We start from the raw sequence: 12,396 nt of genomic DNA, 5'->3' as shown, positions 1-12,396 counted from the left end.
AATGACAGACTTTCAGTTTTCGCAAGCGAGGTCCGCGCAACCACCGCGAACGCAGACGTGCGCTTGGTTTAAGCGACATCGTGGTTTTGCGGCTTGTCCTTCATCGAGGGTTTGCATGTATCGAATCCGCCACGCCATTGATTTATGGTTGCCTTAAGAACAGCCGACAAAGTTAAAAAAGACTTAATGAAGCAGGCGTGCCCTTGTTACGTCGCGGAGCAGATCATGCGTGCAGTCAAATCGATACAGGCTGCCCGTCATGAATCAGCTACAAGCAATGCGCGTGTTCACCCGCGTGGTCGATCTCACCAGCTTCAGCCTGGCCGCCAGGCAACTTGGCATGTCGGCCGCCGCAGTCACCCGTAGCATCAGCATGCTGGAAGCGCACTTGAACATGCGCTTACTGAACCGCTCCACCCGTCGGCTCTCGTTGACCGAAGCAGGACAGGCCTACGTGGATGGTTGCCGCACGATCATCCAGCAACTCGATACGATTGAAGAGAGTCTCGTACGCTCGACCCGGGACCTCAGCGGCACATTGCGCGTAGCGGCGTCGACTACGTACGCCGCATGCGGCTTGAGCAACCTGCTTGCTGCGTATCGGACAGCCTATCCGCGCATTGGCTTTGACGTGACGACTTATGATTCGCCCATAGAGCTGATAGAAGGCGGTTTCGATGTTGGTTTTTCTGCTGATCGCAACCTGCCCAACTCGTCACTGGTCTGCCGTCATCTGACCGCGTTCAAGGAGGTGACAGTCGCCTCGCCCGGTTATCTCTCCCAGAACGGCACGCCCGTTAATCCTGCCGCGCTCGCGCATCATCACCTGCTGTCGATCTCGGACGGCTCCGCTCGCAATTGGGAATTCTCGGATCAGAACGGCGTGTATCGCGTGGCGAGCGGCAACGCGCTGCATGCAACCAGCAGTGCAACGGTTCGTTCCGCAGCGCTGGCGGACATGGGGATCGCATTGCTGCCGGCACCGCTGGTAAAGGACGATCTGGCGAAGGGCTTCTTGCTTCCCATCCTTGGCCAGTTCCAGATTACGGGTGGCGTGCGTCAGGTGTCCATTCTCTACACGGGCCGCAACTATCTTTCAGCGAAGGTCCGGCATTTCATCGACTTCTCGGTGAGCCAGTACCGTGCCCCTGATAACGCGGTAGGGCTTCGTGCTGCGGCCTGACGTGCGTTCCGTGCATCCCCGACTCTGGAGCGCGTTTTAATGCCGAAAGTACTTGCCATAGAAGACGACGAACTGATGGCGCAGGAAGTGTCTCGCGCATTGTCCGCACCCGGGTATACGGTCCAGGTTGCCCGCACCGGCCGCGATGGTATTGCGAAAGCCATTGGCGGCGGTTATGACATTGTCACGCTTGATCGCATGTTGCCGGACCTGGATGGCCTCACCATTGTGACGACCATGCGAGGCGTCGGCATCGACACGCCTGTCCTGATCGTCAGTTCAATGAGCCACGTTGATGAGCGCGTGCGTGGACTGCGAGCTGGTGGTGACGACTATCTCACCAAGCCCTTCTCTCACGATGAAATGCGCGCCCGCGTGGAAGCCTTGCTTCGACGCAAGGCCGGACCCGCATCCGACGAAACGGTCTTGCGCGTGGATGGTCTCGAGCTCAATCTTGTGCGCCGCCGCGCCACGCTTCATGGCCGCGTGCTCGACCTGCAGCCGACCGAGTTTCGCGTGCTCGAATTCATGATGCGTCATGTGGGCCAGGTGCTCACACGAACGATGATCTTCGAAGGCGTGTGGGGTTGCCGTTTCGATCCGGGCACCAACCTCATTGACGTCCACGTGGGGCGTCTGAGAAAGAAAGTGGATGACGCGAGCGGCCGCCCGGCGATTCGCACGATTCGCGGCTCCGGCTATTTGCTGGACTGATTTTCCCAAACATCGAGCGCAGCCACAAGGTGCGGGACACCTTGTGGCTGCGCTCGAGTTTCGTCATGCATGCGCCCTTCCCGAAACTAAAACTAGTTTCATTTTTCCCGTGCGTGGGTGTTAACCCGATCCTTCCAGAATGACTGACACCAGCGCTGTCACCACGTAATTGGTCCAATGTCCTTAATTCATCAAGTCACTCAGTCAGCGCTAACCTCGCACCCTGAACGGAGCCGTTCTCAATGTTGAAAATTGTCCGATTAGCTTTGACTCGGCCCTATACGTTCATCGTGCTGGCGATGCTGATCGTGTTGATCGGTCCGCTCGCCGCGCTCCGTACGCCGACGGACATCTTTCCCGATATCAGCATTCCCGTCATCAGCGTCATCTGGAACTATGCAGGGCTTCAACCTGATGACATGTCCGGCCGGATTGTCACGTACTACGAACGTACGCTAGGTACGACTGTCAACGATGTCCAGCATATTGAGTCGCAGTCGTTCCGCGGTTACGGCATCGTCAAGATATTCTTCCAGCCGACTGTCGACATCCGGACGGCGACTGCTCAAGTCACGTCGGTCTCGCAGACGGTGCTCAAGCAGATGCCGCCGGGCATTACCCCGCCTCAGATCCTGAACTACAACGCATCGACGGTTCCGGTCCTGCAGATCGCGCTCACGAGCAACACGATCGACGAGCAGGAGCTTGCCGACTACGCGACCAACTTCATTCGTCCGGCGTTGGTGAGCGTGCCTGGCGTGGCGATCCCGACACCGTATGGCGGCAAGACGCGCGAAGTGCAGATCGACCTGGATCCCCACGCGTTGCAGGCGGATCGGCTGTCCGCTACGGAGGTAGCGAACGCATTGGCGGAACAGAACCAGATCGTGCCGGCGGGGACCGAGAAGATCGGTGACTTCGAATACAACATCAAGCTGAACAACAGCCCGCTTGCACTCGACGAACTAAACAACTTGCCCGTCAAGACGATCAATGGCGCAACCATTTATATCCGCGATGTAGCGCACGTTCGCGACGGCAATCCGCCGCAGAGCAATATCGTGCGTCTCGACGGCCACCGCGCCGTGCTGATGAGTATTCTGAAAAACGGTTCGGCCTCCACGCTCGACATCATCGCGGGCGTGAAGGCAAAGCTGCCGCTAATTCGTGAGACGTTGCCACCCGGCCTCAAGCTCGTGACCCTGGGTGACCAGTCTGTATTCGTGAAGGGCGCAGTAAGCGGCGTGGCGCGCGAAGGCGTTATTGCCGCTGCCCTGACCTCGCTCATGATCCTGTTGTTCCTGGGAAGCTGGCGCTCCACGCTGATCATTGCGTCGTCCATCCCGCTTGCCGTGCTGGCCGCCATCGCAGCGCTTTCGGCGATGGGCGAGACGCTCAACGTCATGACGCTCGGAGGACTCGCGCTTGCGGTGGGTATTCTCGTCGACGATGCGACCGTCACCATTGAAAACATCAACTGGCATCTGGAACAGGGCAAGTCCGTCAGGGGCGCCATCCTGGACGGCGCCGCGCAGATCGTGACGCCGGCTCTCATCTCGCTGCTTTGCATCTGCATTGTGTTCGTGCCCATGCTGCTGCTCGACGGCATTGCACGTTTCCTGTTCGTGCCCATGGCCGAGGCCGTGATCTTCGCAATGATCGCCTCGTTCGTGCTTTCACGAACTTTCGTGCCGATGATGGCGCAATACCTGCTGCGGCCGCACGCGTCAGGCGGTCACGCGTCAGGGGAGCTTGCCGCTAGCATGGACCCGCACGGCATGATGCATCACGCACCTTCGAAAAATCCGCTGGTTCGATTCCAGCGCGGTTTTGAACATCTGTTCGGGCGCTTTCGCGGCATCTACCGAATTCTGCTAGGGATGGCGCTCAGCAGCCGCAAGCGCTTCATCATCGGCTTCCTGGCGGTGGTTGCGGCCTCCTTTTTGTTGTCGCCCTATCTTGGACGCAACTTCTTTCCGAACATCGACTCGGGTGAAATCGCGTTGCATGTGCGGGGTCCGGTCGGCTTGCGGATCGAGCAAACCGCGGACCTTTTTGACCATGTAGAGAACACCGTTCGCCGCACCATTCCACCGAACCAGTTGCGTGCCGTCATCGACAACATCGGCTTGCCGAATAGCGGCATCAACCTGACCTACAACAACAGCGGCACGATTGGGCCGTCGGACGGAGACATCCTCATCTCGCTCGGCGAGGACCACGCGCCAACGGCCGGGTACGTCAAGAAATTGCGCAGGCTGTTGCCGCGTGCTTATCCGGGCGTGACCTTCTCGTTCCTGCCCGCCGACATCATTTCGCAAATTCTTAATTTCGGTTCGCCTGCCCCGATCGATGTCCAGGTCGCCGGTCCGAATCAGGCAGGCAACTATGCGTATGCGCGGCAACTGTTGCGCAAGGTACAACTGATTCCAGGGATTGCGGACACACGTATTCAACAGGCGACGACCTACCCGCAATTTTCTGTTTCGGTTGACCGCACCCGCGCCAACGAACTGGGCATCACCGAGGGCGACGTGACCAACTCGGTAGTGGCCAATCTCTCCGGCACGAGCCAGGTTGCCCCGACCTATTGGCTCAACCCGCGCAACGGCGTGTCGTACGCGGTCGTCGCGCAAACACCGCAATATCGCATGACCTCGCTCAATGATCTCGGCAACCTGATGGTCACCGGCAAGACCGGCGAAGCGCAGATTCTCGGGGGCATTGCGACGATCAAGCGCGGCGTGGGCAACGCAGTCGTCTCGCACTACAACATCGAACCCCTGTTCGATATCTATGCAACCACGCAGGGCCGCGATCTTGGCGCCGTTGCCGCACAGATCAACACGATCGTGCACCAGAGCGCCAAGGACGTGCCCAAGGGCTCGCAAGTGACAGTGCGCGGTCAGGTTCAGACCATGAACAGCGCGTTCATGGGGCTGGGCCTCGGGCTGATCGCAGCAATCGTGCTGATCTACTTGCTGATCGTGGTGAACTTCCATTCGTGGAGCGACGCGTTCGTGATCGTGACCGCCTTGCCGGCAGCGCTCGCGGGCATCGTGTGGATGCTGTTCATTACGCACACGCCGCTATCCGTCCCTGCGCTGACGGGCGCAATCCTCTGCATGGGAGTGGCCACGGCGAACTCCATTTTGGTCGTCACTTTCGCCCGCGAACGGCTCGCCATTACCGGCAACGCACTGGTCGCCGCAATGGAAGCAGGGTTCACGCGATTCCGCCCGGTGCTGATGACAGCACTCGCCATGATCATCGGCATGTTGCCGATGGCGCTGGGTCTCGGCGACGGCGGCGAACAGAACGCCCCGCTCGGCCGTGCGGTAATCGGCGGCCTGCTGTGCGCCACTATCGCCACGCTGCTATTCGTACCTGTCGTGTTCAGCCTCGTGCATCGCAACGACAAGGCTCAAGAGGATCACAAACTTTCCGGATCGGGAGAATCGCATGTCCACTGAAATTGAAATCAATTCCCCTAAGCGCCTGCGTCATCTGAAGCTGGTCAGCGTGATCATCCCGTTGATTGCCGCGGGGGTCGTGACCAACGGCGTCATCAGCCGCTCGCGCGCCGAGCGTGAGCTGACGACCTGGACCGACGCGCAAGCGGTGCCGACAGTGGCGACCGTCACGCCCCAGTTGCCTGCGGCCGAACAGTCGCTGGAACTGCCGGGGCAGCTCGCCGCCTTCGTCAATGCGCCCATCTATGCCCGCGTGTCGGGCTACCTGCAAACGTGGTATGCCGACATCGGCACGCACGTGAAGTCGGGCCAGTTGCTCGGCCTGATCGATACGCCTGATCTCGATCAGCAACTGCAGCAGGCACGTGCGGATCTCGCCAATACGGTGGCGAACGAAAACCTCGCGGCGACCACCGCACGACGCTGGACGCAGATGCTGAAGCAGGACTCGGTCTCGCAACAGGACGCCGATGAAAAGACCAGTGACCTGATTGCGAAGCAGGCCACTGTCGATGCCAGCCGCGCCAACGTTGCGCGCCTTGAAGCGCTTGAATCGTTCAAGCGCATCACGGCGCCTTTCGACGGAATTGTCACCGCGCGCAAAACCGATATCGGCGCGTTGATCAACGCGGGCGGCGGCACCGGGCCCGAGTTGTTCGCTGTGTCCGACGCGCGCCGCCTCCGTCTCTATGTGAACGTGCCGCAAAGCGACGCTGCAGCGATCAAGCAGGGACTCACCGCCAAGCTGACGGTGCCGGAGCGCCCCGGCATGACCTTCGACGCAAAACTCGTCGACACGGACGATACCATCACGCCCGCATCCGGCACGTTGCTGGTGCAGTTGTCGGTGGACAATTCATCGGGCTTGCTGCTGCCGGGGGAATACACGCAGGTGCACTTCGCGCTGCCCAACAGCGGCAGCGCGTTGCTCGTGCCGGCGAGCACGCTGATCTTTCGCACCGACAACATGCAGGTTGCGGTCATCGATCCACACCACCACGTGCATTTGAAAGACGTGAAGATCGCCACCGACCTCGGCAGCCATGTGCTGATCGCATCGGGATTGTCGGCGAGCGACCGGATCATCGACAATCCGCCCGACTCGCTTGCTGAAGGCGAACTCGTGCGCAGCGCCGCGACGGCCGTGGCCACCGCGGCGACCGGTCAGCCGGAGCACGAGCATGGTTAAGCGCCGTCTCCTGGTAGCGGCAGCCTGCGCTTTCGCGCTGAACGCGTGTTCGTTCGCGCCCACCTACAAGGTGCCCGTCATAGCGATCCCCACCACCTTCAAGGAAGCCGGTCCGTGGCAACCGGCCAAACCCGCTGACCGCATCCCGCGTGATAACTGGTGGACCATGTATCGTGATCCGGTATTGAGCGGCCTTGAAGCGAAGATCGCCACGGCCAATCCGAATGTGGCAGCAGCGGTTGCCCGGCATGACGAAGCCAGCGCTTATCTTCAGGAAGCGCGTTCGGGGCTTTTTCCCACGATCGGCGCCGAAGCCGATGTTTCGCGGCAACGGCAGTCGGATAACCGGCCCTTGCGCGGTACGGATCAGCCGTCGACTTACAACTCGGCGACAGCCGATGTTGGTATAGGTTATGACCTTGATTTGTGGGGCAAGGTACGCAATCAGGTCAGCGCCGGCCGCTCACAAGAAGAAGCTAGTGCCGACGATCTCGAGTCGCTGCGTCTGAGCCTTCAGGCAAGCCTCGCGTCGACCTATTTCGAATTGCGTGGCCTCGATCAGCGCGCCAAGCTGCTCAACGACACCATCGACACATACAAGCGCGCGCTGAAGCTGACCGTCAGCCGTCACAACGGTGGCCTGGCCTCCGGCATGGATGTGTCGCGGGCGCAGACCCAACTCGCTTCCGCCCGTGCCGCCGCCGACGATACACAGGCGAGCCGCGCGCTGCTCGAACATGCAATCGCGACGCTCACCGGAACGCCGGCTTCGTCGTTCTCATTGCCGCCGGACGTTGCGTTCAACTATCTGCCCCACGTGCCCCTCGGGATGCCTTCAACATTCTTGCAACGCAGGCCCGATGTTGCGGCGGCGGAGCGGCGCGTGGCAGCGGCGAACGCAAATATCGGCGTGGCGAAGGCCGCGTTCTACCCCGACATTTCACTCGGCCTGGATGGCGGGTATCAAAGCGATACCTTCTCGCCCTGGCTCGCGGCGCCCAACGAAATATGGTCAGTGGGACCGCAGTTGCTCTTCACGATCTTCGACGGCGGCAAGCGCAGCGCGGCCGTGGCGAACTCGCGGGCTGAACTCGCCGAGAACGGCGCAAAGTACCGGCAGACGGTGCTCGTGGCGTTCCAGCAGGTCGAGGACGGCCTGGCGCTGCTGCATCATCTCGGCGATGAGTCGGTCAACGAGGATCAGGCGTTGAGCGCCGCGCAGCAGACGCTCGCGCTGGCGACGTCGCAGTATCGGGACGGCGTGGTGAGCTATCTGGACGTGGTGACGGCCCAGACGACCGAACTGACCGCGCAAATTTCGTCGCTGGACCTGCGTACGCGGCGGCTAACGGCTTCGGTGTCGTTGATCCTGGCTCTCGGTGGTGGATGGACCGGGAAGGCCGCCTGACGCTTGTTTCGGCCGCGAAAGTGAAAACGCCGCCGGGGTGCATTTCATGGCCCCGGTGGCGTATTTACATCCCGCCCTGCAAGGGCAGGATCAGAAGCGCAGGCGAACGCCTGCGGCCACCACCGCCTGCTTGCCGTTCGACGAAGCGGCCAGGTTGTAGATCGACGCATTGCCCAGTGCATTCACGCCTGTTGCGCCGGTCGCATGCTGGTAGACGCCTTCGAGGTAGACGTCGGTACGGCGGCTCAGCGCGTAGTCGGCTTGCAGCATGAACGCGTTCCACTTCGGCGAGAGGCTCGACGTGGCTGTGTCGAACTTGCCGTCAGTGAACGTGTACGAACCGGCCAGGGTCAATGCCGGCGTCAGCGCGTAGCGCGCGTTCAGCTCGTAGTTGTTGAACGTGAGCTTGTTGCCGGAAAGCGCCGTGTAAGCACCGCCCTGCGAGATCTCGCTCGGGTCGTCGAGTGTCGTACGCGTGAACACGGCGCCAATGGTCGCTGCGCCTATAACGTAACGCGCTCCAGCGCCCATGATGCGCTGGCGGCCGCCGACCAGGGTTGCGTCGCCGTCGCCGCTCGAGAGCGCGCCACCCGTATTGACGGGCGGTGTGACACCGCCCGGATTGTTAGCCTGGAAGTACGCTGCAGCCAAGCTCAAAGGACCGTTGTTATACGACGCACCCGCCGTATAGGCGTTGTTATTGCTGAAGCCATTCGATGAATTGCTGAACGCGTACGCACCGCCGAACACGAGGCCGCCATAGTTCACGCTGCGAAACTTCACCGCATTATTCATGCGGAAGTCGTTGTTCAGGTTGTCGTTGTCGAACGGGTGATCGGCTATGTTGCCGCCGAAGCCCGAACCGGTTGCCGACAACGGCGCCACGAAGTCCACCATGGAGTCGTACTGGCGCCCGAGCGTAACGGTTCCATAGGCGGAACTCGAGATACCGACCCATGCCTGACGGCCGAACTCGTCGCCGCCGTTCGAGAACTTGCCGCTGTCGATGTTGAAACCGTTCTCAAGGTCGAACACGGCCGCCAGACCATCGCCGAGATCCTCCGTGCCTTTCAGGCCCCATCGATCCGTACTCACGTTGCCGCTTTGCAGGCCCCACGCCGCATTGCCGCCCGTTGCGGCTTTCTGGTTGGAAATATAGTCGATACCCGTATCAAGTGTGCCGTACAGGGTAACGCTGCTTTGTGCGTTCGCGGCTTGAGAGACCGCGGCCGCGATCAGGCTCAAGGAGGCGATCAACGCTTTGTTCATGTGTGCAATTCCAGGATGATGCGGCTGCTGTTCCGCTCCCCGGCATGGCGGAGACAGGATGGCGAAGTGCAGCCGCCCGACTCGCCATGCGGACCGGGGAAAATTTAAGCGGCGGGCATGACGTGGACGTGTCGAAATTGCGCTACTTCATGAAGAATAATTTATAAAGCAGACGTCAGATATTTAACTTAGCTATCCGATGTTGTTTGTTCGGCTTATTTTCACGTTTCATGAACTGCTCTACATGAACAACTCTTCACGATTGAGCGTCTTTCCCGACAGGGCCGACTCGTTAATCTGTATTCACCGGACAACGATCACCCATCTGCATCGAAGCCCGGTCACTCCTTAAACGGACTTTTAGGAAAGCACCATGAAGACCATGATGATCGCCCTCGCTTTTGCCGGCCTTGCCGCTACGGGCTCAGCCTTTGCCCAGAGCTCGGCGCCGGCTCAGGCACCCGCTCAGGCGCCTGCCCCCGTCACCGTTGCACAAGCAGGGCAATGGGTACCCCCGGATGGACAAACCATTGAGCCTAGAACACGCGCGGAGGTTTATCAGGACCTCGTGAAGTCTGAGCAGGATGGCCAACTCGATTACCTGAACCGCACGTTGTACTGGCATCACTAAGCATGGTGCGTCGAGTGCCGCTTGCCGTGATGGCGGCGCACATCCTTATTCGCCACAATGCGAACCTTCAAACCATCGATTCGAGTCCACAGGCACGTTTGCCAAGGTGATGCCATGAGCCGGTCAAGACGCATACTCTCTGCCTTGCGATTGCCGCTGTGCGCGCTGGCGTTGGGCCTTTCGCTAGCCGGTTGCGCCTCGATGCAAGGCGCGTCAACCGATTCCAACGCTTGCGTGGGTCCGGTGGATTACTGCCAGCCCTTCTTCGGTTCCTGATCTAGCCCGATGCGTACGTAACGTAAGCGCGAGCTCCCTGCACGGGAGCATCGCGCTTACGCATTTCCAACGTTCGATCGGGAGACGGAAAACGCGGGAACAGGCGGCAACTGCGTCGTGCTGATCTGATAACCAAAGCGGCTGACGGTTTCGAGACGCGCGCCGAAGGCATGCAACTCAATCTTGCGGCGCAGCCGCGAGACAACCAGATTCACGCTCGACGGGTCCACGACGTCCTTGTCAGGCCACGCATACCGAATCAAATGGTCGCGCGCGACGGGGGCATCGGGCTGACGCAGCAGCGACTCAACCAACAGAAACTCGCGCTTGGTCAGGGGGAAGCGCTTGTCTCCCTCCACCAGCTCCCGCGTAAGCGGATCCAGCCTCAGCGAAAGGTCGAGCGCAGGGTCGCCCAAGCCCTGCAGCGACGATCGATACAACGCCAGCATGCGTTCCTGCATTTCGATAAACGAAAACGGGTGCACGAAGCACGCGTCCGCACCCGCGCGCAGCATGCGCGCTCGCTCGACAGGCGTCGCGCGTCCAAGGACGACCATGATCGCGGGCGAACCGGGCAAACACGCGAATTCGGACAACAACGTTGCCACGTTGCAAATGGATTCAGTATCGACGGCGACGATCAACACCGCGTCGAAGGTGTCGTGCGACGCGAGATGGAGCCCGTCACGCAGATCGTCGGTCATTTGCAGGCTGTGCGCGCTTTCACGTAAAGCCTTGTGCAGATAAGCGCCTTCGGTGCAGACGGAGGAAATGAGCAGAACTCGCATAGGGGTGGCTCTTACTCGGTTGATCAGTGGATCGGTTAATCAGGACGGCCATCAGGAAACCCGACAATCAGCACGCGCATCACTCGAGCGCGTGGGGCCAGCATTCAACCGTCATCGTCGTACCGGAGGTGGGACCGGTACCATTGGCGCCCACACGAAGCGCGAAATCGTGCAACCGCATCACGGCCGACACAATGCTGAGCCCGAGTCCCGAGCCTGCCAGATGACGCGTCTGATCGGCTCTATAGAAGCGCTGCAACACCGCTTCCCGCTCGCGCTCCGGAATACCCGGACCGTTGTCCGAAATGACCAGCAGCGCGCCCTGCTGATGATCCGTCAGTTCAATACGCACGGCGCCGTTGTCGGGCGCGAACTTGATCGCGTTGTCGAGTAAGTTGCTGAATGCTTCGAATAACAACGCCCGATCTCCATGCACCGCGGGAACCTGTTCGACCGTCACCGCCCAGCTAATTCCCCGGTCCTCGGCGAGCGGTTCATACAGGTCACTCAATTCATGGACCAGCGTAGTGAGATCCACGGACGAGAACCCGCCACGCCGCTTCAAGGCGCCGATCTCCGAAATGCGGAGCATCGCACCGAAGCGGTCAAGCAGCATATCGGCTTCGACTCGCGCACGGTCGAGCATTTGCGCGACGCCATCATCCTGGATCACGTGCATGCGTTCGGCCACATTGGCAAGCAAGGTACGGATATGCGCGGCCGGGGTTCGCAAGTCATGGGCTATTCCGTCGCATGCGCTCTTGACCTCCGTCATCAGCCGTTCGATTTCCGCGAGCATGTGATTCACCAGATGCGCGAGCATATCCAGTTCGTCTCGCCCACCGATCGGCAAACGCCGCTTCAGGTCTCCCTGCGCGATCCGCAAGGTTACCTGGCGAATATCTCGCACACGCCGCATCTGCCGCAGGTTGAGCAACAAGCCGCTGGCTATGCTCACCAGCAAGCAGAACAAACCCCCGCCAACCAACGCGTTGATCATCGTCTCGCGAACAGCCAGCACGTGCGTGAGATCACGGGCCACCACGATCTGTTCGCCGTTGTGCCGACGCATGCCCATGGCCCGGACGACGGGCGACTTCGCCTGGTTGGCGACAATCAGGCTGTCGTTGAGCGTATGACCTTGACGATCCAGCGGCAGGTCCGCAGGCAACACGCGGATATCGCCGGCGAGATGGGTGCCGTCGGCGGCAAACAGCCCGAAGTAATTGGTATTCAGGTGCTCGCCTTCCGTGCGCCGGTAGATGGTCGCCGGAAGCGCCTGGTCCTCTATGGACCCGAAGTAGAAGATCTGCCAATGCAACACGGAGTCCGCATCGAACTCCATGCGCGTAGTTGCGGACCAGCCGATGAACCCGATCAGCACCATGACCGACAGCGCGAAGATGACGGCGTAGACCGAAAGCCATCGGAAGGTCGTGTTATGCCAGCGGCGCCCCATTTCTAC

At 60.5% G+C, this 12,396-nt stretch carries 9 protein-coding genes; 6 read left to right on the top strand and 3 right to left on the bottom strand.

Annotated features, from left to right (window positions below; genetic code table 11):
• The first annotated feature begins 259 nt into the window (after positions 1-259).
• The 5 genes from ACSOSP_RS41135 to ACSOSP_RS41115 all read left to right on the top strand — a co-directional run bounded on the left by ACSOSP_RS41135 (position 260) and on the right by ACSOSP_RS41115 (position 7,967).
• Positions 260-1,183, top strand: a complete 924-nt coding sequence (locus ACSOSP_RS41135; RefSeq protein ID WP_455315473.1) for a LysR family transcriptional regulator — start codon at positions 260-262, stop codon at positions 1,181-1,183.
• A gap of 39 nt (positions 1,184-1,222) precedes the next feature.
• On the top strand, positions 1,223-1,897 hold the full coding sequence (locus ACSOSP_RS41130) for a response regulator transcription factor (protein ID WP_455315472.1): 675 nt from the start codon (positions 1,223-1,225) through the stop codon (positions 1,895-1,897).
• A gap of 242 nt (positions 1,898-2,139) precedes the next feature.
• Complete coding sequence (locus ACSOSP_RS41125; protein ID WP_455315471.1) at positions 2,140-5,370, top strand: efflux RND transporter permease subunit; 3,231 nt, start codon at positions 2,140-2,142, stop codon at positions 5,368-5,370.
• A complete protein-coding gene (locus ACSOSP_RS41120; protein WP_455315470.1) occupies positions 5,360-6,559 on the top strand; it encodes an efflux RND transporter periplasmic adaptor subunit in 1,200 nt (399 codons plus the stop codon). Before ACSOSP_RS41125 ends, ACSOSP_RS41120 begins: the two co-directional genes overlap by 11 nt.
• Positions 6,552-7,967, top strand: coding sequence for an efflux transporter outer membrane subunit (locus ACSOSP_RS41115; protein WP_455315469.1), 1,416 nt, complete (start codon positions 6,552-6,554; stop codon positions 7,965-7,967). Before ACSOSP_RS41120 ends, ACSOSP_RS41115 begins: the two co-directional genes overlap by 8 nt.
• Before the next feature lie 90 nt (positions 7,968-8,057).
• On the opposite strand, the gene ACSOSP_RS41110 is transcribed toward ACSOSP_RS41115, so the two are convergent.
• On the bottom strand, positions 8,058-9,236 hold the full coding sequence (locus tag ACSOSP_RS41110; RefSeq protein WP_455315468.1) for a porin: 1,179 nt from the start codon (positions 9,234-9,236) through the stop codon (positions 8,058-8,060).
• 373 nt (positions 9,237-9,609) lie between these two features.
• On the opposite strand from ACSOSP_RS41110, the gene ACSOSP_RS41105 reads away from it, so the two are divergent.
• Positions 9,610-9,867 (top strand): DUF4148 domain-containing protein, encoded by a 258-nt coding sequence (locus tag ACSOSP_RS41105; protein ID WP_455315467.1) that lies wholly within the window; start codon positions 9,610-9,612, stop codon positions 9,865-9,867.
• A 332-nt stretch (positions 9,868-10,199) separates the two neighbouring features.
• Here the strand turns inward: ACSOSP_RS41105 and ACSOSP_RS41100 are convergent, their stop codons facing one another.
• Together ACSOSP_RS41100 and ACSOSP_RS41095 are read right to left on the bottom strand one after the other, a co-directional pair.
• Entirely contained in the window at positions 10,200-10,931 is a 732-nt protein-coding gene (locus ACSOSP_RS41100; protein ID WP_455315466.1) for a response regulator transcription factor, read from the bottom strand.
• Positions 10,932-11,010: 79 nt separating this feature from the next.
• Positions 11,011-12,390, bottom strand: a complete 1,380-nt coding sequence (locus tag ACSOSP_RS41095) for an ATP-binding protein (RefSeq protein ID WP_455315645.1) — start codon at positions 12,388-12,390, stop codon at positions 11,011-11,013.
• Positions 12,391-12,396 lie beyond the last annotated feature (6 nt).

The organism is Caballeronia sp. KNU42 (genome assembly GCF_053760385.1).
Note: the sequence above shows the minus strand (reverse complement) of the source record. Positions and strands in the feature narration are given on the sequence as shown.

Bases quoted from the DNA above. Each gene is read 5' to 3' on its own strand.
- ACSOSP_RS41135 (WP_455315473.1), top strand. From the start codon at position 260: ATGAATCAGCTACAAGCAATGCGCGTGTTCACCCGCGTGGTCGATCTC.
- ACSOSP_RS41130 (WP_455315472.1), top strand. From the start codon at position 1,223: ATGCCGAAAGTACTTGCCATAGAAGACGACGAACTGATGGCGCAGGAA.
- ACSOSP_RS41100 (WP_455315466.1), bottom strand. From the start codon at position 10,931: ATGCGAGTTCTGCTCATTTCCTCCGTCTGCACCGAAGGCGCTTATCTG.
- ACSOSP_RS41095 (WP_455315645.1), bottom strand. From the start codon at position 12,390: ATGGGGCGCCGCTGGCATAACACGACCTTCCGATGGCTTTCGGTCTAC.
- ACSOSP_RS41110 (WP_455315468.1), bottom strand. From the start codon at position 9,236: ATGAACAAAGCGTTGATCGCCTCCTTGAGCCTGATCGCGGCCGCGGTC.
- ACSOSP_RS41105 (WP_455315467.1), top strand. From the start codon at position 9,610: ATGAAGACCATGATGATCGCCCTCGCTTTTGCCGGCCTTGCCGCTACG.
- ACSOSP_RS41125 (WP_455315471.1), top strand. From the start codon at position 2,140: ATGTTGAAAATTGTCCGATTAGCTTTGACTCGGCCCTATACGTTCATC.
- ACSOSP_RS41120 (WP_455315470.1), top strand. From the start codon at position 5,360: ATGTCCACTGAAATTGAAATCAATTCCCCTAAGCGCCTGCGTCATCTG.
- ACSOSP_RS41115 (WP_455315469.1), top strand. From the start codon at position 6,552: ATGGTTAAGCGCCGTCTCCTGGTAGCGGCAGCCTGCGCTTTCGCGCTG.